The sequence below is a fragment of the Tatumella morbirosei genome (assembly GCF_000757425.2).
GTDB classification, from domain to species: Bacteria; Pseudomonadota; Gammaproteobacteria; order Enterobacterales; family Enterobacteriaceae; genus Tatumella; species Tatumella morbirosei.
In genome coordinates, this window is record NZ_JPKR02000005.1 from 991,482 (window position 1) to 1,009,195 (window position 17,714).

Annotated in this window: 19 protein-coding genes and 1 pseudogene; 9 read left to right on the forward strand and 11 right to left on the reverse strand. The window is 48.2% G+C overall.

Annotated elements, in window-relative coordinates:
* The first annotated feature begins 611 nt into the window (after positions 1-611).
* On the forward strand, positions 612-2,969 hold the full coding sequence (arcB, locus tag HA49_RS20230) for an aerobic respiration two-component sensor histidine kinase ArcB (RefSeq protein ID WP_038016841.1): 2,358 nt from the start codon (positions 612-614) through the stop codon (positions 2,967-2,969).
* An 872-nt stretch (positions 2,970-3,841) separates the two neighbouring features.
* Entirely contained in the window at positions 3,842-4,564 is a 723-nt protein-coding gene (gene mtgA, locus HA49_RS20235; protein ID WP_038016843.1) for a monofunctional biosynthetic peptidoglycan transglycosylase, read from the forward strand.
* 26 nt (positions 4,565-4,590) lie between these two features.
* Here mtgA and npr read toward each other — a convergent pair whose 3' ends face one another.
* The 11 genes from npr to HA49_RS20290 all read right to left on the reverse strand — a co-directional run bounded on the left by npr (position 4,591) and on the right by HA49_RS20290 (position 12,585).
* Positions 4,591-4,863, reverse strand: a complete 273-nt coding sequence (npr, locus tag HA49_RS20240; RefSeq protein ID WP_038016845.1) for a PTS phosphocarrier protein NPr — start codon at positions 4,861-4,863, stop codon at positions 4,591-4,593.
* Positions 4,860-5,714, reverse strand: coding sequence for an RNase adapter RapZ (gene rapZ, locus HA49_RS20245; RefSeq protein WP_038016847.1), 855 nt, complete (start codon positions 5,712-5,714; stop codon positions 4,860-4,862). The genes npr and rapZ overlap by 4 nt, the downstream gene beginning before the upstream one ends.
* 39 nt (positions 5,715-5,753) lie before the next feature.
* Positions 5,754-6,248, reverse strand: coding sequence for a PTS IIA-like nitrogen regulatory protein PtsN (gene ptsN, locus HA49_RS20250; RefSeq protein ID WP_038016963.1), 495 nt, complete (start codon positions 6,246-6,248; stop codon positions 5,754-5,756).
* A gap of 156 nt (positions 6,249-6,404) precedes the next feature.
* Positions 6,405-6,692 carry a ribosome hibernation promoting factor gene (gene hpf / locus HA49_RS20255; protein ID WP_038016849.1) on the reverse strand — a complete coding sequence of 96 codons (288 nt, stop codon included), beginning with the start codon at positions 6,690-6,692 and terminating at the stop codon, positions 6,405-6,407.
* Between the two features lie 20 nt (positions 6,693-6,712).
* The gene (gene rpoN, locus HA49_RS20260) at positions 6,713-8,146 is read right to left on the reverse strand and encodes an RNA polymerase factor sigma-54 (RefSeq protein ID WP_038016851.1); all 1,434 of its coding nucleotides are present in this window, start codon (positions 8,144-8,146) and stop codon (positions 6,713-6,715) included.
* Positions 8,147-8,197: 51 nt separating this feature from the next.
* The gene (gene lptB, locus HA49_RS20265; RefSeq protein ID WP_038016853.1) at positions 8,198-8,923 is read right to left on the reverse strand and encodes an LPS export ABC transporter ATP-binding protein; all 726 of its coding nucleotides are present in this window, start codon (positions 8,921-8,923) and stop codon (positions 8,198-8,200) included.
* A gap of 5 nt (positions 8,924-8,928) precedes the next feature.
* Positions 8,929-9,483, reverse strand: coding sequence for a lipopolysaccharide ABC transporter substrate-binding protein LptA (lptA, locus tag HA49_RS20270; RefSeq protein WP_038016855.1), 555 nt, complete (start codon positions 9,481-9,483; stop codon positions 8,929-8,931).
* Positions 9,458-10,030: an LPS export ABC transporter periplasmic protein LptC gene (lptC, locus tag HA49_RS20275; protein ID WP_038016857.1), complete on the reverse strand. Its 573-nt coding sequence runs from the start codon at positions 10,028-10,030 to the stop codon at positions 9,458-9,460. Before lptC ends, lptA begins: the two co-directional genes overlap by 26 nt.
* The gene (gene kdsC, locus HA49_RS20280; RefSeq protein ID WP_038016858.1) at positions 10,027-10,590 is read right to left on the reverse strand and encodes a 3-deoxy-manno-octulosonate-8-phosphatase KdsC; all 564 of its coding nucleotides are present in this window, start codon (positions 10,588-10,590) and stop codon (positions 10,027-10,029) included. The genes lptC and kdsC overlap by 4 nt, the downstream gene beginning before the upstream one ends.
* 13 nt (positions 10,591-10,603) lie before the next feature.
* A complete protein-coding gene (gene kdsD / locus HA49_RS20285; RefSeq protein WP_038016860.1) occupies positions 10,604-11,590 on the reverse strand; it encodes an arabinose-5-phosphate isomerase KdsD in 987 nt (328 codons plus the stop codon).
* 14 nt (positions 11,591-11,604) lie between these two features.
* Complete coding sequence (locus HA49_RS20290) at positions 11,605-12,585, reverse strand: calcium/sodium antiporter (RefSeq protein WP_038016861.1); 981 nt, start codon at positions 12,583-12,585, stop codon at positions 11,605-11,607.
* A gap of 225 nt (positions 12,586-12,810) precedes the next feature.
* Between HA49_RS20290 and mlaF the strand changes: the two genes are divergently transcribed.
* The 7 genes and pseudogenes from mlaF to murA all read left to right on the forward strand — a co-directional run bounded on the left by mlaF (position 12,811) and on the right by murA (position 17,636).
* A complete protein-coding gene (gene mlaF, locus HA49_RS20295; protein ID WP_038016863.1) occupies positions 12,811-13,626 on the forward strand; it encodes a phospholipid ABC transporter ATP-binding protein MlaF in 816 nt (271 codons plus the stop codon).
* A 4-nt stretch (positions 13,627-13,630) separates the two neighbouring features.
* Positions 13,631-14,413 (forward strand): lipid asymmetry maintenance ABC transporter permease subunit MlaE, encoded by a 783-nt coding sequence (gene mlaE / locus HA49_RS20300; RefSeq protein ID WP_038016865.1) that lies wholly within the window; start codon positions 13,631-13,633, stop codon positions 14,411-14,413.
* A 4-nt stretch (positions 14,414-14,417) separates the two neighbouring features.
* Complete coding sequence (mlaD, locus tag HA49_RS20305) at positions 14,418-14,954, forward strand: outer membrane lipid asymmetry maintenance protein MlaD (RefSeq protein ID WP_038016867.1); 537 nt, start codon at positions 14,418-14,420, stop codon at positions 14,952-14,954.
* Positions 14,955-14,965: 11 nt separating this feature from the next.
* A pseudogene (gene mlaC, locus HA49_RS20310) lies at positions 14,966-15,615 on the forward strand (phospholipid-binding protein MlaC).
* Positions 15,615-15,920 carry a lipid asymmetry maintenance protein MlaB gene (mlaB, locus tag HA49_RS20315; protein WP_038016871.1) on the forward strand — a complete coding sequence of 102 codons (306 nt, stop codon included), beginning with the start codon at positions 15,615-15,617 and terminating at the stop codon, positions 15,918-15,920. Before mlaC ends, mlaB begins: the two are co-directional and overlap by 1 nt.
* Positions 15,921-16,034: 114 nt before the next feature.
* Entirely contained in the window at positions 16,035-16,289 is a 255-nt protein-coding gene (gene ibaG / locus HA49_RS20320; protein ID WP_038016965.1) for a BolA family iron metabolism protein IbaG, read from the forward strand.
* Positions 16,290-16,358: 69 nt separating this feature from the next.
* Entirely contained in the window at positions 16,359-17,636 is a 1,278-nt protein-coding gene (murA, locus tag HA49_RS20325; RefSeq protein ID WP_038016873.1) for a UDP-N-acetylglucosamine 1-carboxyvinyltransferase, read from the forward strand.
* The last annotated feature ends 78 nt before the right edge of the window (positions 17,637-17,714 follow it).

The window sequence follows — 17,714 nt, forward strand, 5'->3', positions numbered from 1 at the left end:
CGGGAACTTGTTACAGGGAACCTCTGCTACTGCATAAATATGGCGGAAAGTGAATCCGCACAGAAAGCTTCCAGTGGATTTCCAACTTATCGGGAAAGTGAAGTCAGGTCAAATAGTGGCGCGTTTTAAGTTGTTATTGACGATTTTTATCTATCGTTATGATTATTATGAGTTTATGGGGTCATTATGAGGTTTGTTTCGATGGTTGAGGCGTCGATAAGTGTGAGCTGTCTCACTATAGTGCAGTGCTACAATAACTGCACCATGCTGGTGCCAGGGGTAATTCCAGCAGAAAATGCTACAATACTCAGTGTTAGCCCTTAATATATCTGTTTTTCTTATAATGTCATTTTTGCATCTTACGACAGCTCATATTAATAAAATTAATTAAATCTCACGATGATTAACGATGCATAAAACCGGTATTTATATTCATTTTCATTTTCAAGCCGGATGATATCAGAGACTGTTGTCGTGGTACTCATCCCCTGGCTTACGCAACATCGATTTTCTGCCTGATATTTCCGGTGATCCCTGGTGGTAATTTCCCCTCTATCCTTTCTGTGACAACATTTTAGGATATGATGGAGGCTACTGTCAGGGAGCGCGTTATGAAACAAATAAGACTGCTAGCACAATATTACGTGGATCTTATGGTCAAACTTGGCCTGGTCCGTTTCTCTTTACTTCTGGCTTCAGCGCTGGTGGTGCTGGCCATGATTGTCCAGATGGCCGTCACGCTGGTTCTTCAAGGGCGGGTAGAGAGCATTGATGTCGTTCGATCGGTATTCTTTGGTTTACTGATTACTCCCTGGGCGGTTTATTTTCTGTCGGTAGTGGTTGACCAACTGGAAGATTCACGGCAACGTCTCGCCAGGTTGGTGGATAAACTGGAGGAGATGCGCAAACGTGATTTGCAGCTCAACCAGCAATTAAAAGAAAACATTCAGCAGCTGAACCAGGAAATTAACGTGCGTAAGGAAGCGGAGCAGGCCCGCGAACATGCCATGGATAAGCTCAGGGAAGAGATGGCGAGTCGTGAAAAAACGCAAATTGAGCTCGAACAGCAGTCAACTTTTTTGCGTTCCTTCCTCGATGCTTCACCGGACCTGGTATTTTACCGAAATATTGATCGTAAGTTTTCGGGCTGTAACCGGGCTGTTGAACTGTTGACCGGCAGAGTTGAAAAACAGCTGGTTGGCCTGTCCCCTAAAGATATTTATGATGCCGATACAGCAGAGAAGATTCTGGAGACCGATGAGAAAGTCTTTCGTCATAACGTTGCTCTGACCTATGAACAGTGGTTGCAGTACCCGGATGGTAAAAAAGCTTGTTTTGAAATTCGTAAAGTTCCTTACTACGACCGGGTGGGTAAACGTAGCGGGCTGATGGGATTTGGTCGCGACATTACTGAACGTAAGCGCTACCAGGATGCGCTGGAAAATGCCAGCCGCGAAAAAACGACCTTTATTTCCACGATCAGTCATGAACTTCGTACCCCGTTAAATGGCATTGTTGGCCTGAGCCGGATTCTGCTGGATACCGGGCTTAATCAGGAACAGTTGAATTATCTGAAAACCATTCATGTTTCTGCGATTACTCTGGGGAATATCTTCAATGATGTCATTGAGATGGACAAAATTGAGCGGAGAAAGGTTCAGCTTGATAACCAGCCGATAGATTTCACCGAATTTCTGGCTGATCTGGAAAACCTCTCAGGATTACTGGTACAGCCTAAAGGGCTGAAATTTGTCATGTCGACTCAGCTGCCGCTACCACAAACTATTATTGCTGACGGCACTCGGTTACGGCAGATTTTATGGAACCTGATTGGTAATGCGGTGAAATTTACTCGTGAGGGTGAAATTGTCGTCACGGTAGCCTATGACGAACAGCAACAGCAGTTGCGTTTTGACGTTCAGGACTCAGGTATCGGTATTCCGCAAGGTGAGCAGGAGAAAATCTTTGCCATGTATTATCAGGTGAAGGATCAGCATGGAGGGAAGCCCGCCACAGGAACCGGAATTGGTCTGGCAATTTCTCACCGGCTGGCTCAGGTGATGGGGGGGAATATCACGGTGCAAAGTGCTCCGGGGGAAGGGGCATGTTTCAGTCTGCAAATTCATGCACCTCAGATGGAAACCCGTACTGAAGAGATTAACGAAGAAGATATTTTACCCCTGCCGGCATTACATATTTTACTGGTCGAAGATATCGAGCTGAATGTCGTGGTGGCCCGCTCGGTGCTGGAAAAACTCGGTTGCAGTACAGAAGTCGCAATGAACGGGAGTGAGGCATTGGAGATGTTCGATCCGTTAGAGTTCGATATGGTGCTGCTGGATATACAGCTACCGGATATGACCGGACTGGATGTGGCGCGCACTTTACATCAACGATTTGCCGGCCAGCAATTACCGCCTCTGGTCGCGCTTACCGCAAACGTTCTGAAGGATAAAAAAGAGTATCTGGAAGCAGGTATGGATGACGTCTTGAGTAAACCGTTGTCTGTTCCCGCGCTAACGGCAGTGATTGGCAAGTTCTGGAATCAGCATGAGTCCTTAGATGAACCCGGGGAAAATGTTGTTTTAGCCGCGGACGAAGGGCACCTGGATATTGCTATGCTCGAACAGTACATGGAGTTAGTGGGATCGCAGCTGATATATCAAAGTCTTGATATGTTTGAAAAAATGATGCCGGGTTATCTCGATGTTTTAGATTCGAACATGATGGCCAGAGATCAGAAAGGGATTGCAGAAGAAGGACATAAAATCAAAGGAGCTGCTGGTTCGGTAGGTTTAAAACACTTGCAACAGGTGGCGAAGCAGATCCAGACGCCTGAACTTCCTGCATGGTGGGACAATGTGCAGGAGTGGATTGATGAACTGCGTCATGAATGGCGTCATGAAGCCGCGATTCTCAGACAATGGGTAAAAGCCAGGGAACAGAGCACTAACACAAAGCGGCAATAAAAAATGACCCCGGATAAACCGGGGTGCGCGAATATTGCGCCAACACCAGGGAAACTGCAATTCCGCCAGCGAAAAAATTATCGTTAACCGGACGAACCGGGCGGCGGAAGGTATTGGTTAGCTATGACTACTACCTTAACAAAAATTGCGATCACTTTGCCACAATTCATTAAGATTTGTGAAGTTGGAATGTTTCCAGCCAGAAATATTTTAACAATGATTTAGCCAGTATTGTTGCTCAATAATACGCCACCAGATTATGTGATCGTTTTATCCCCGGGCCGGTAAGGTATCGCGGAGCTAAAAAATATGATTAAAACCTTACAGTTATCAGTGTTTTTACTGTCTCTTATTCTGGCCGCTGCTCTGAACCTTGATTTATATAATAAAACAACAGCTAAGAAAAATATCCGAAGAAAGCTTACAAATGATTGACTGATTTTAACAAGTTTCTGAGCTTACCAATTTCACTTGCAGTGGCTTAAAAAAAGTCACCGGTCAGTGAGGAATGATTCCGGAAACCTGGAGCAAAGGGCCAGGCCGTATTAACAGGTGGTTATTTAAACGATCTGTTTTGTTTAACGCCATGTTAAATATATGAGACTGGTTGCCATTGAGCAGAGAATTAAAACTTAAGACATATTGATGTATTGTGAAATTTAGCGTTTTACTGGAACCGATTCCCTACATCTTCTGAAGTCATTGATGTTACTGAAAGTAACCCGTATAAGATGTCGTTTCACTGGCTGCTATTACCCGGGAATTTAGCAATCAGGCTAACACTGACTAATAAATATTTATGAAAAAATCTGTGTTAGCGCTACTCTCAGGAGATGATATGTTTAGCGTAAAAGCCTCGCAGGGATGGATGGATGAGAAAAAAGCATAACGGGGTTGTGTCATGGTTAAAGCGTCGCTTGCTTCGCCTGGTGCTGTTGCTGGCAGGGATTACCTTTGCGCTGATACTACTGTTTTCAGTGGTTCCGGTGCCATTTTCTGCGGTCATGGCAGAACGACAGATCGGTGCATTTCTGTCCGGAGATACGCAATATCGTGCCCATTCTGACTGGGTGAGCATGTCTGAGATTTCACCCTGGATGCCTCTGGCGGTAATAGCCGGTGAAGATCAGAAATTCCCTCAGCACTGGGGATTTGATTTTGATGCCATGCAGTCCGTACTGGACAGTCGTCAGCATGGGGAAATGCGGGGTGCTTCAACGCTGTCCCAGCAGACCGCAAAAAATCTGTTTCTCTGGGATGGACGTAGCTGGATACGCAAGGGAATGGAGGCGGTACTGACGGTGGGTCTTGAAACGGTCTGGAGTAAAAAAAGAATTCTGACGGTATATCTGAATATTGCCGAATTCGGTCCCGGGATATTCGGGGTACAGGCTGCCGCAGAAGCTTATTTCCATAAACCGGCCAGCCAGCTGAGTCGTGAGCAAGCTGCGTTACTGGCAGCGGTGCTGCCTAATCCTATAATTTATCATGCCGCTTCGCCTTCAGCTTATACCCGCCAACGGCAGCAATGGATTTCTCAACAGATGGGGCAACTGGGAGGACGGGAGTTTCTGCAACGATATCACCTGTATTGACAGCGGTACCGTGGTAATCACGGTATTTAGTCCTCATCGAAACCAGCGTTAAATAATTCAATGACCGCCTGTAGTGCTTCGGTTTCCTGTGGGCCGGTAGCTTCTACTTCGATCTGCCCTCCCTGGGCGGAGTCCAGCATCAGTAAGGCAATAACACTACTGGCATCAGCTTCGGTGCCGGCCTCATTACGCAGAATCACTTCTGCATCATAGCTTTGTACCAGTTCAAACAATTTCATTGCCGGGCGGGCATGCATTCCCAGTTTATTTCTGATTTTAACTAATTGCTTGATCGTCATGATTTTTTCTTTTCCAGAGTGCGGTGTCGTGACTGAACATTTTTTCCCCGTGAGCGGAAATAGTCCGCCAGTTGTTCAGCAATATACACTGAACGATGTTTACCCCCGGTACAACCAATCGCGACAGTCAGATAGCTGCGATTGTTGGTTTCCAGCATCGGTAACCAGAGCTCAAGATAGCTCCGGGTCTGATAAATAAAATTATGCACTTCTGTATGACGATCAAGAAACGCAGCCACTGGCCGGTCAAGACCGGTGAGCGGTCGTAGTTTTGGGTCCCAGTGAGGATTGGGCAGGAAGCGGACATCAAAGACATAATCTGCATCGATAGGGATTCCGTATTTAAATCCAAAAGATTCAAATACTATCGTGAGTTCACGTTCTCGTTTACCGAGCAGCCGGGTTCTCAGCATTTCAGCCAGCTCGTGCACTGACATCTCAGAAGTATCGATAATTAAATCGGCTCTCGAACGCAGAGGTTCAAGCAGATCGCTCTCTTCATCAATAGCACTCTCCAGTGACAGGTTTTTACTGGAGAGAGGGTGCAGACGGCGTGTATCACTGTAACGGCGAATCAGTGTATTTCTGTCAGCATCAAGAAATAATAACTGCGGAGAAAACTGAGCGGATAACCGGTTAAAGGCATCCTCAAAAATTTCCGGTGACTCAGGCATATTGCGCACATCGATACTAACAGCCGCAGAAATATTACGTTTTTCCAGTGAGTTAGCCAGCTCCGGCAGTAAATCGACCGGTAAATTATCAACACAATAAAACCCCATATCTTCCAGGGCACGTAGTGCGACAGATTTTCCCGACCCTGACCGACCGCTCACGATCATCAGTACCATGATCCTTCTCCCGTAATAATCCCTGGTTAACAGGCTGATTTATTGTTGTTTTTCGTCGCTGCTTTGCTGCTCTTCCATGATGATGCTGTAGAGTTCCTGGTCACTTTGTGCTGCCCGCAAACGGCGGCACACCGTTTTATCTGCCAGGCGTTTTGCGACCTGAGATAGGGTATGTAAGTGCGTTTTACACTGATCAGCCGGGACCAGCAGCGCAAACAAAAGGTCCACCGGCTGATTGTCGACTGCATCGAATGGAATCGGATGCTCAAGATGAATCAATACCCCAATAGTTCTGAGCGTATCCTCTTCCAGTTTACCGTGAGGGATGGCAATCCCGTTGCCTATTCCTGTGCTGCCCATCCGTTCACGGTTCAGGATTGTCTCAAAAATAGTTTGGTGAGGCAGATTCAACTGAGTCGCTGCCAGTTCACTTATTATCTCCAGCGCCCGCTTCTTACTCTGACAATGTACGTTGTTACGGGTACATTCAAGGGTAAGCACATGGCCAAGTTCAAGTGTCAGATCGCTATTCATATTATTTCGCTTGCAGATTCCACTGCCCATTTTCCGAAGATGGTCACTTATCCGCAGTATTAGCCGTCGGGTTACTTAACAGCAATACCTGCGGATAAAAGCAGCCACGGAGAGGCAATGCCTGCTGTTTGTTTAATGGGATAACTCAGTTTGAAACTAATGCTGTTTCAGTTTTTCTTTGTGGCGGGTTAACTGTCGCGCCAGTTTATCTGTCAGCCCGTCAATGGCCGAATACATATCATCGGTTGTTGCTGTCGCATGGAGCTCACCTCCGTTTACATGTAAGGTTGCATCTGCAATTTGCTGAACTTTCTCGACCTTCAGGACGATATATACCTGATTGATATGTTCAAAGTAATGCTCCAGTTTGGCAAATTTTGTGTGAATAAACTGGCGCAGTCCCTCAGTTATTTCAATTTGTTGTCCGGTAATGTTCAGTTGCATAGGCTTTCCTTCTCATGGTGTCAAAGCAGCTGTTTACGCTGGTTTGAGGGTGGGATAGATAAAGACTCGCGATATTTAGCAACAGTTCGTCTTGCGACCATGATCCCCTGTTCAGATAACATAGAGGTGAGTTTGCTGTCACTCAAGGGTTTACCCGGATTTTCCGATGAGATTAATTTTTTTACCAGCGCCCGAATCGCTGTTGAGGAAGCTTCCCCGCCACCTTCGGTGCTGACATGGCTTGAGAAGAAATATTTTAGTTCAAAAATGCCGCGCGGACTGTGCAGATATTTCTGGGTCGTCACCCGAGAGATAGTGGATTCGTGCATATCGACTGACTGGGCAATATCTGCCAGTACCATTGGCCGCATATACTCTTCGCCTTGCTCAAAAAAAGCCTGCTGCTGTTCGACAATACAGCGGGTAACCCGCAACAGAGTGTCATTCCGGCTTTCCAGGCTTTTAATCAGCCACCGTGCTTCCTGTAAATTACTGCGGATAAACTGATTATCACTGTCGTTGCGCGCGCCGCCACTCATCGCAGCATAATGCTGATTGATGCGTAGGCGTGGCAGGCTGTCGGTATTCAGCTCAACAGTCCACTGGCTGCCTGTTTTACGTACCAGCACATCCGGAATCACATATTCAGATTCACCGGTGTGGATAGACTGGCCCGGACGCGGGTCCAGTGACTGAATAAAAGCCATGGCTTCTTTCAGCACATCATCCTTCAGGCGGGTGACACGCATCAGACTGCGAAAATCATGATTAGCCAGTAAATCCAGATGCTGCCGGACAATTAACCGGGCTTCTTCCAGCATAGGGGTTTCCGGGCTGAACTGTGATAGTTGTACCAGCAGGCAGTCTTTCAAATCGCGGGCACCCACACCTATGGGATCAAAATGCTGTACCCGTTTCAGAACCGCTTCTACCTCTTCAATACTCAGTTCGTCATCACCAATACTTTCCAGAATGTCTTCCAGTGGAACGGTGAGATAGCCGGTATTATCAATGGCATCCACTATCGAAGTGGCAATCGCACGGTCAGTATCACTGAAGGGCGTTAGTTCGACCTGCCACATCAGATAGTCCTGCAGAGACTGAGTGGTTTCGCCCTGATAGACCGGCAGCTCATCATCCTGATAATCAGTACCCGTGCCGGAAGGGGTGCCCGCGGTATAAATTTCATCCCAGGTCGCATCCAGAGGCAATTCCTCCGGCATATCTTTTTGTTCTAATGCTTCACGGGTGTCCAGAGATGCAGTTTCACCCGACTCCTCAGAATCCACTTCGTTAAGAACTTCGGCCTGTTCCAGTAACGGATTACTTTCCAGTGCCAGTTGCAGTTCCTGCTGTAATTCATGCGTAGAAAGTTGCAACAGTCGTATCGCCTGCTGCAACTGGGGAGTCATTGCCAGTTGTTGGCTGAGCCTGAATTGCAAACTTTGCTTCATAGTGAGGAATGAGTTTCCTGAAAAAATTTCATTGAAGACACATTAACAGAGTCAGAGCCGGAACTCTTCACCGAGATAAACACGTTTCACTTGTTCATCGGCAAGAATATGGTCCGGGGTGCCATGGGCAATCAGTTTACCCTGACTGACAATGTACGCGCGTTCGCAAACTGCCAGCGTTTCGCGGACGTTATGGTCGGTAATCAGTACGCCCAGGCCGCTGTCACGCAGATGCTCAATGATCTTTTTAATGTCGATCACGGATATCGGATCAACACCGGCAAAAGGCTCGTCCAGCAGAATAAATTTCGGATTGGCTGCCAATGCTCTGGCAATTTCCACCCTGCGACGTTCCCCGCCTGACAGTGCCTGACCCATGCTGTCACGCAAATGTTCAATATGGAATTCTTCCATCAGTTCATTGGCGCGATCAGCCCGCTGTTGTGCATTAAGGTCTTTACGTACCTGTAATACTGCCATCAGATTATCGTAAACGCTGAGTCGACGGAAGATAGAGGCTTCCTGAGGCAGATAACCAATACCTAATCTCGCCCGGGCATGCAGAGGCAGCAGGCTGATATCATCGTTATCGATAATAATTTTTCCGGCATCCCGTGGCACGATACCCACCACCATGTAGAAGGTGGTGGTTTTACCTGCCCCGTTAGGCCCCAGTAATCCGACAATTTCGCCTGATTTTACTTCCAGACTGACATCTTCAACGACCCGACGGCCTTTGTAAGCTTTAGCCAGATTTTCTGCTATTAACGTCGCCATAACTGTTATTGACTCTTGTTAGGGTGTGCCGGTTTATTATTGTTCTGAAGTTCAGAAGGCATCAGGGTTGTGGTCACACGTTTTTGTTCGCCGCCCTGACTATAAGCCTGCATTTTCTGCTCTTTCACCAGATAAGTGATTCGATCGCCTTTGATATTGCTGTTCAACTGCTCAATGTAGGCATTGCCGGTCAGTTCAACCAGGTCTTTTGCCAGATCGTAATGCAGTTTAGCGGCATGGCCTTTCACCGGTTTACCGTTATCCTGCATCTGGTAGAAGGTGGCAGGATTGCCATAAGCATCGACCAGCGTTTTCTGGCTGTCGCCACCTGGTCTTGTCACTACCACTTTGTCTGCAGTGATCCTGATGGTCCCCTGGGTGATGATGACATTCCCGGTAAACGTTGCCACATTACCCTGCATGTCCATTGACTGATTTTCCGAGGTGATATTTACGGGCTTATCAGAATCACCAGTCACTGCCAGCACAGGCAGGCTGCAACCAAGCAGCGTGGCGACCAACAGCAACCTGATGCTATTTGTTTTGGTTTTGGATTTCATAATCGGTTTTGACCTTTTCAATTAATTCGGCTGTTTTGGCCCGTAAATTGCCACGTAACTTCATCCCGGTTGAACGGAATCCTTGCCCGTAAAGTGTCACCTGATCATCCGAGGTCACATCCTGGGTGGCCAGATTCACCTGTGCATTGTCTGTGGTAATACGTTCAAGTTTAGCATTTGGATTGAGTGCCTTGACTTCGACATGCCCATAAAGATACAGCATCCGGTTTTTGGTTAATTTGGCTTTATCTGCCCTTACTGACCACGCAGGGGCTTTTTGCTGGTCATAGGTCGTCATCACCGGGTTATCGAACCAGCTGACCTGAGATGCATCAAAATAGGATACCTTATCGGATACTAACCGATAAGCTAACGCGCCTTCAGGGTTGTAAACCACCGTGTGGGAGCTGGCTGTGGTATAGGTAGGGCTCTGATCATCCTGTGCCAAAGATATGGGCTGAGAATCCTGATTTGTCAGGTTCCAGCCAATCAGTACTACCGCAATCACTGCCAGCAGAAGGGTAATCCAGCGTCTGCTTGTACTCATATCGATAACCCTTTGGCATCCTCAAATTTATTTTGCGCCATCAAAATAACATCACAAATCTCGCGTACTGCTCCGCGGCCGCCGTTGATACGGGTCACATAATCGGCTCGTTGTACGATCAGGGGATGTGCGTCGGCTACAGATACGCTGAGGCCCACTTTTTCCATGACCGGCCAGTCAATCAGATCATCGCCAATATAGGCGACCTCGTCGGCCTGAAGCGACAGTTTATCCATAAGATCGGCAAAGGCCAAAATCTTATCTGACTGTCCCTGGTACAGATGGCTTATCCCTAGGGTATGACAACGATCTTCCAGCAGTTTGGCTTTTCGGCCGGTGATAATAGCAACTTCAACATTATTGGTTAACAGGCAACGGATACCGTAGCCGTCACGAACATTGAACGCTTTTAGCTCCTCACCATTATTCCCCATATAAATCAGACCGTCAGACATTACCCCGTCGACATCGCAGATCAGTAATTTTATTTTTTCGGCACTGGCTATGACCGCAGGGCTGACAGGCCCGTAACACGTATCAATAGGGAGTTTATTGTTCATCTTTATTTCCTGATCAGACAACACCGGCGCGCAACATATCATGCATATGTATCACACCCACAAGGCGATTGTTATCGGCAACCAATAGTGAGGTTATATTTTTACTCTGCATGACATTCAGGGCATCGACTGCCAGAATATTCGGAGATACACGGATCCCGCCAGGTGTCATGACCTCATCGATGGTGGTTGACTGGAAATTGATATCCATATCGATAACCCGTCGCAAATCACCGTCGGTAAAAATACCTGCGATAGTCATATCGTCTTCAGTCACTACGGTCATTCCCAGTTTTTTGCGGGTGATTTCCAACAGAGCATCGCGTAAAGATGCATGACGTGAAACACAAGGCATCTCATCACCGGAATGCATAACATCACTCACATGTAACAGCAATTTACGGCCCAATGCTCCGCCTGGATGAGACAAGGCAAAATCTTCGGCAGTAAAACCGCGGGCCTCGAGTAAAGCGACGGCCAGGGCATCACCCATCACCAGGGTGGCAGTGGTGCTGGTGGTGGGAGCGAGTCCCAGCGGACAGGCTTCCTGAGGAACCTTCACCGTCAGATGCAGGTCAGCAGCTTTCCCCATAGTGCTCTCTGGCCGGCTACTCAGACAAATCAGGGTAATCTTCAGACGCTTAATCACCGGAATCAGTGCTAGTATCTCGTGAGATTCCCCGCTGTTTGATATGGCTATCACGACATCGCCACGTCCGACCATACCCAGATCGCCGTGGCTGGCTTCTCCCGGATGGACAAAGAACGACGGAGTTCCGGTACTGGCGAAGGTGGCAGCCATTTTTCGTGCGATATGGCCCGATTTCCCCATGCCCATTACGACCACTTTTCCTGTGCAGCGGAACAGGATTTCGCAGGCCCGGGTGAAGTTTTCATTAATGTATTGCTCCAGTTGAGCAAGCCCTTCACGTTCAATGCGCAGTACTTTCCTGCCTGCTTCCTTAAAATCAAAACCCGTCAGGGCCGACTGATCAGACATTTTGATGAATCCTTTTAAAGATCATTAATCATCGGGTAGCCCCAGAGAATGGCAACCCAGACCAAAAATCCGCCTAACAGTAATGCACCGGTCAGCCTGCCGATAGTGCGGTTTTTTTTCAGGCAGATCATCGCAAAAACGGTACTGACACCCAGCATTATCCAGTAGTCACGGGAAAAGGCATTACTGTCAATACGGCCCGGGCAGACGATGGCCGGTAAACCCAGAACAATGGCGGTATTATAAATGTTAGCACCCAACAGATTCCCGACCGCAATATCGCCTTCACCTTTCAGTGTTCCGGCAATGACAGTCGCCAGTTCTGGCAGGCTGGTGCCTATCGAAATGAAAATTAATGCCATCACTAATTCGCTGATGCCCAGATAGTCACCAACAACTATTGCATTGTCCAGAATCATTCGCGTGGCGACAGGTAAGAGTACCAATGCAACTCCCAGCCAGAGACACGCTACGGTATTACCGGCATCTTCGCCCGGCAGCTCTGCAACCTGTTCACGTGAGAGTTGATCGCCGGTAGTGGCCTGGCTTTTTCCTGCAATTCGGATAATTCCCCACAGGTAGAGAATCGCCATTACGACCAGGCAAATACCTTCGGTACGGGTCAGCAGATTATCAGCCAGCAACAGTCCACAAAGTATTGTGACCAGCAACATGAGCGGTAATTCCCTGCGTAACAATGCCGAGCTGATTTTCAGAGGATTGAGTAATGCCGCGCCACCAAGAATCAATAATATGTTGGTGATATTTGACCCGACAGCAATCCCCACGGCAAAATCCCGTTGTCCGTGATTTGCGGCGGACAATGACAGGATGATTTCCGGTAGAGAAGTTCCGATTCCCACCACCGTCATCCCGATGATCAATGGCGGAATTCCCAGTGAACGACAAAGAATGGATGCGCTAAAAACGAGACGATCTGCGCCATAGGCCAGTAACAGTAAACCAAGGACCAGCAGAACAATCGCGACAAGCATGGGAATTCCTTTGCCAAAATCTGTAATGAGCAATCACTGCATTACAGCGAAAAGAGAGATCAGTAGTAAACAAGCGCTGATTTTGACTGTCGAAAAGCCAAAAGTAAATTTTATGACGGAATTACACAAAAACGGCCTGTAATTTTCTGTAAAAATGACAAGGTGCTTTCTCCCGGGCTGGCATCATAGATAACTAAAATGCCCGGACACCTGCAAGGGGTAAACATGGTTCAGCAACAGGAAGGATTAGTGGAAATCCGTGGGGTGAGCTTTACCCGTGGATCCCGCAAAATCTTTGATGACATTTCTTTAACGGTGCCGGAAGGCAAAATCACTGCCATCATGGGTCCCTCAGGTATAGGTAAAACCACGTTATTACGTCTGATTGGTGGTCAGCTGCAGCCGGATAAAGGAGAAATTTTCTTTCACGATGACAATATTCCTGGTTTATCCCGGAGTAAGTTGTACGACGTTCGTAAAAAAATGAGTATGTTGTTTCAGTCAGGAGCCTTGTTTACCGATCTCAGTGTCTATGACAATGTCGCCTGGCCATTGCGGGAACATACATCCCTGCCTCCGGAGTTGTTGCACAGCACGGTAATGATGAAACTGGAGGCTGTCGGGCTGCGGGGGGCAGAACAACTGACTCCGGCTGAATTGTCTGGTGGTATGGCAAGGCGGGTGGCTTTGGCCAGGGCTATTGCACTTGAGCCGGAACTAATTATGTTTGATGAGCCTTTTGTGGGACAAGACCCTATTACTATGGGGGTGCTGGTTAAGCTGATAGATGAACTGAACCACGCATTGGGACTGACCTGTATTGTGGTTTCCCATGATGTTCCTGAAGTCCTCAGTATTGCCGACTATGCTTATATTGTGGCCGGGCAGAAGATTATTGCACAGGGAGATGCCGCACAATTACGCCAGAATGATGATCCGCGTGTGCGGCAGTTTATTGATGGCCATGCAGATGGTCCGGTACCCTTCAGGTATCCGGCCGGTGATTACCTCACCGATTTGCTAAGTCCCGGGAGGCACTAAATCCATGTTGTTACAGGCAGTCGCGTCATTAGGGCGTTGGGGAATTAAGAGCTGCAGGTCATTTGGCCGCGCGGGGTTAATGCTGTTCCATGCGCTGGTGGGTAAGCCCGAGTTTGCAAAACACAGTCGTCTGGTAGTGAAACAAATCTATAGTGTAGGGGTACTCTCACTGTTGATTATTCTGGTCTCGGGGCTGTTTATCGGGATGGTGCTGGGATTACAGGGTTATCTGGTTCTAAAAACCTACGGGGCGGAAACCAGCCTCGGAATGCTGGTGGCGTTATCGCTATTGCGTGAGCTGGGGCCGGTCGTAACTGCTTTACTGTTTGCCGGCCGTGCCGGTTCAGCATTGACGGCAGAAGTCGGATTGATGAAAGCTACCGAGCAGCTCTCCAGCATGGAAATGATGGCAGTGGATCCGATAAGACGGGTCGTGGCACCGCGCTTCTGGGCTGGGGTGATCAGTATGCCGTTACTGGCCATGATGTTTACTGCCATTGGGATTGCCGGCGGTGCACTGGTTGGGGTGAGCTGGAAAGGAATTGATTCCGGATTTTTCTGGTCTGCTATGCATGGCGCGGTCGATTTCCGGATGGATATTGTTAACTGTGTGGTGAAAAGCATCGTGTTTGCGATTGCGGTTTCATGGATAGCATTATTTAACGGTTATGATGCCATTCCGACGTCTGAAGGCATCAGTCGCGCGACGACACGTACGGTAGTTCATTCGTCTCTTGCTATCCTTGGGTTAGATTTTGTGCTGACAGCACTGATGTTTGGGAATTAACGCAATGCAAAGTAAAAAAAGTGAAATCTGGGTAGGTATTTTCCTGTTACTGGCGCTGATTGCCGCGCTATTTCTTTGTCTGCGCGTCGCCGATTTGAAATCCTTTGGCACAGAACCAACATGGAAATTGTATGCGACTTTTGACAATATTGGCGGCCTAAAGGTGAGCTCACCGGTGGAGATTGGTGGTGTAGTGATTGGGCGTGTGACTAATATCTCACTTGATGACAGCACACTCTCACCAAAAGTCACTATGGCAATCGATGATACTTACGCCGGAAAAATACCCGATACCAGTTCGCTGGCGATCCGTACTCAGGGTTTGTTAGGCGAGCAGTTTCTGGCGCTGAATCTTGGATTTAACGACCCTGATTTAGGTTCATCGATCCTGAAGAATGGCGATACGCTGCGTGACACCAAATCGGCGATAGTCCTTGAAGATCTGATTGGTCAGTTCCTTTATAAAAATAACGATAGCGACAAAGACAAGCATTCACCGGCAGGTGCTGACAGTTCTTCTGCGGCAGCGCCGACCCACTAAGAGGATATTCTATGTTATTTAAACGTTTCGTGATGGCAGCCATGCTGGTTATCCTGCCACTGGCAGCAGCCAATGCGGCAGACCAGGTGGATCAGACGAATCCTTACACGCTGATGAATCAGGCGGCGGAGAAGACCTTTTCCCGTCTGAAAAATGAGCAGGCAAAAATTAAACAGGATCCAAACTATCTGCGTACCATCGTTCGTGAAGAACTGATGCCTTATGTCCAGGTAAAATATGCCGGAGCATTAGTGCTGGGACGCTTCTACAACCAGGCCACTCCGGCACAGCGTGATGCTTACTATCAGGCATTTGGTGATTACCTGACACAAGCCTACGGTCAAGCGCTGGCGATGTACCATGGTCAGACATATCAAATCCAGTCCCCGCAACCTCTGGGTGATGCGAATATTGTAGCCATCCGTGTCACAATTATTGACCCGAATGGTCGTCCTCCGGTCCGTCTTGACTTCCAGTGGCGGAAAAACACCCGTACTGGTGCATGGCAGGCCTACGATATGGTGGCGGAAGGAATCAGTATGATCACCACCAAACAGAACGAGTGGGGGGAGTCTGCTACGTACCAAAGGAATTGATGGCTTAACTGCACAGTTAAAAACTTAATGCAGCTCAGCCGATCACTCTGGGCCAGCAGAACTGATGAGCAGCGAACTGCAATGGCAGCAACAGGCCCCGGCATTACGACTGACCGGCAAGCTGGATCATGAAACTCTCCTGCCTCTTTGGAACCAACGAAATACCGTGATGCAGGGGATTTCTGAAATGGACCTTTCCGGGCTGAGTCGGGTGGATTCGGCAGGACTGGCTTTGCTGGTGCACCTGCAGGATATTGTTCGCCGTCAGGGGACTCAGCTAACATTTAGCGGCATCTCTGATAAATTACAGTCATTAATCGCACTGTATAATCTGCAACATATTATTGTTTCTTCGAAGGAAAGCCGTTAATTCCTGCCTTGCACATTAAAAGCCCCTGATTTAATCAGGGGCTTTTGTGTATTTAAGATAATGTCGCTTTCTAATAAGATAGGCGCTGATTATGATTATCGGAAGCTGAAAGCAATGGAAAATAATGAGATTCAGGCAGTCCTGATGCAGGCATTGTCGCTGGACGAAGTTCATGTGAGTGGCGATGGCAGCCATTTCCAGGTGATTGCGGTGAGTGATATTTTCGAAACTATGAGCCGTGTGAAAAAACAGCAGGCAGTGTATGCCCCGCTCATGGAATATATTGCAGATAACCGTATTCATGCGGTATCGATCAAGACCTATACCCCTGCCGAATGGGCACGGGATCGTAAACTGAGTGGCTTTTAAACCTGTTCTTCAGGAAATTCGGGCCAGCAGGTCAGTACCTTTTATGAATGCTAATTGAGAGCTGTGTTAATGGACAAATTTCGAGTACAGGGTCCCACCCGTTTAAGTGGTGAAGTTACCATTTCCGGAGCAAAAAATGCAGCGTTACCGATTCTGTTTGCAGCTTTGCTGGCCGAAGAACCGGTTGAAATTAAAAATGTTCCGAAATTACGCGACATTGATACCACGATGAAATTGCTCGGCCAACTGGGTGTGAAAGCTGAACGTAATGGTGCTGTTCACCTGGATGCCAGCGATGTCACTATTTTCTGTGCCCCCTATGACCTGGTCAAAACTATGCGTGCCTCCATCTGGGCCCTTGGGCCGCTGGTTGCGCGTTTTGGGCAGGGGCAGGTTTCTTTACCTGGTGGCTGTGCGATTGGTGCTCGCCCGGTCGATTTGCATATCAGTGGTCTGGAGCAACTGGGTGCCGAAATTCGTCTGGAAGAAGGCTACGTCAAAGCATCGGTTGATGGCCGGCTGAAAGGTGCCCATATCGTTATGGACAAAGTCAGTGTTGGGGCAACAGTGACTATCATGAGTGCCGCAACGTTGGCGACCGGGACAACTATCATTGAGAATGCTGCCCGTGAACCTGAGATTGCAGATACTGCCGGTTTCCTGAACGCCATTGGTGCAAAAATCACTGGCGCAGGGACTGACAGAATCACGATTGAAGGTGTGGAACGTCTGGGGGGCGGTAGCTATGAAGTGGTGCCCGACCGTATCGAAACCGGGACTTTCCTGGTCGCCGCAGCTATCTCCGGCGGTAAAGTTGTCTGTCGTAAGACCCGTCCGGATACGATGGATGCTGTGCTGGCTAAGCTGCGTGAAGCTGGTGCTGATATTGAGACCGGTGAAGACTGGATCAGTCTGGATATGCATGGGCACCGGCCAAAAGCGGTGAACATCCGCACTGCGCCTCATCCTGGCTTCCCAACAGATATGCAGGCCCAGTTTACACTGCTGAATCTGGTGGCAGAAGGCACCGGAGTCATCACCGAAACCATTTTCGAAAATCGCTTTATGCATGTCCCTGAACTGATTCGCATGGGTGCGCATGCTGAGATTGAAAGCAATACGGCAATCTGTCATGGCACAGATAAATTGTCTGGTGCTCAGGTTATGGCAACCGATTTACGTGCTTCAGCGAGTCTGGTACTGGCAGGGTGTATCGCTGAAGGTGAGACTATTGTCGATCGTATTTATCACATCGATCGTGGCTACGAGCGTATTGAAGATAAACTGCGTAGCCTGGGGGCTCATATTGAACGCGTGAAGGGAGAGGACGAACACGCGGTAGAATAATCAATCGCTAATCGTTTCTCCCGTGAAACAACAGGCCCGGGGCAGAGATGCCTGGGCCTGTTTTATTTCAGGCGGTAA

Coding starts and splice junctions, on each gene's coding strand:
- arcB (WP_038016841.1), top strand. CDS start 612: ATGAAACAAATAAGACTGCTAGCACAATATTACGTGGATCTTATGGTC.
- mtgA (WP_038016843.1), top strand. CDS start 3,842: ATGAGAAAAAAGCATAACGGGGTTGTGTCATGGTTAAAGCGTCGCTTG.
- npr (WP_038016845.1), bottom strand. CDS start 4,863: ATGACGATCAAGCAATTAGTTAAAATCAGAAATAAACTGGGAATGCAT.
- rapZ (WP_038016847.1), bottom strand. CDS start 5,714: ATGGTACTGATGATCGTGAGCGGTCGGTCAGGGTCGGGAAAATCTGTC.
- ptsN (WP_038016963.1), bottom strand. CDS start 6,248: ATGAATAGCGATCTGACACTTGAACTTGGCCATGTGCTTACCCTTGAA.
- hpf (WP_038016849.1), bottom strand. CDS start 6,692: ATGCAACTGAACATTACCGGACAACAAATTGAAATAACTGAGGGACTG.
- rpoN (WP_038016851.1), bottom strand. CDS start 8,146: ATGAAGCAAAGTTTGCAATTCAGGCTCAGCCAACAACTGGCAATGACT.
- lptB (WP_038016853.1), bottom strand. CDS start 8,923: ATGGCGACGTTAATAGCAGAAAATCTGGCTAAAGCTTACAAAGGCCGT.
- lptA (WP_038016855.1), bottom strand. CDS start 9,483: ATGAAATCCAAAACCAAAACAAATAGCATCAGGTTGCTGTTGGTCGCC.
- lptC (WP_038016857.1), bottom strand. CDS start 10,030: ATGAGTACAAGCAGACGCTGGATTACCCTTCTGCTGGCAGTGATTGCG.
- kdsC (WP_038016858.1), bottom strand. CDS start 10,590: ATGAACAATAAACTCCCTATTGATACGTGTTACGGGCCTGTCAGCCCT.
- kdsD (WP_038016860.1), bottom strand. CDS start 11,590: ATGTCTGATCAGTCGGCCCTGACGGGTTTTGATTTTAAGGAAGCAGGC.
- HA49_RS20290 (WP_038016861.1), bottom strand. CDS start 12,585: ATGCTTGTCGCGATTGTTCTGCTGGTCCTTGGTTTACTGTTACTGGCC.
- mlaF (WP_038016863.1), top strand. CDS start 12,811: ATGGTTCAGCAACAGGAAGGATTAGTGGAAATCCGTGGGGTGAGCTTT.
- mlaE (WP_038016865.1), top strand. CDS start 13,631: ATGTTGTTACAGGCAGTCGCGTCATTAGGGCGTTGGGGAATTAAGAGC.
- mlaD (WP_038016867.1), top strand. CDS start 14,418: ATGCAAAGTAAAAAAAGTGAAATCTGGGTAGGTATTTTCCTGTTACTG.
- mlaB (WP_038016871.1), top strand. CDS start 15,615: ATGAGCAGCGAACTGCAATGGCAGCAACAGGCCCCGGCATTACGACTG.
- ibaG (WP_038016965.1), top strand. CDS start 16,035: ATGGAAAATAATGAGATTCAGGCAGTCCTGATGCAGGCATTGTCGCTG.
- murA (WP_038016873.1), top strand. CDS start 16,359: ATGGACAAATTTCGAGTACAGGGTCCCACCCGTTTAAGTGGTGAAGTT.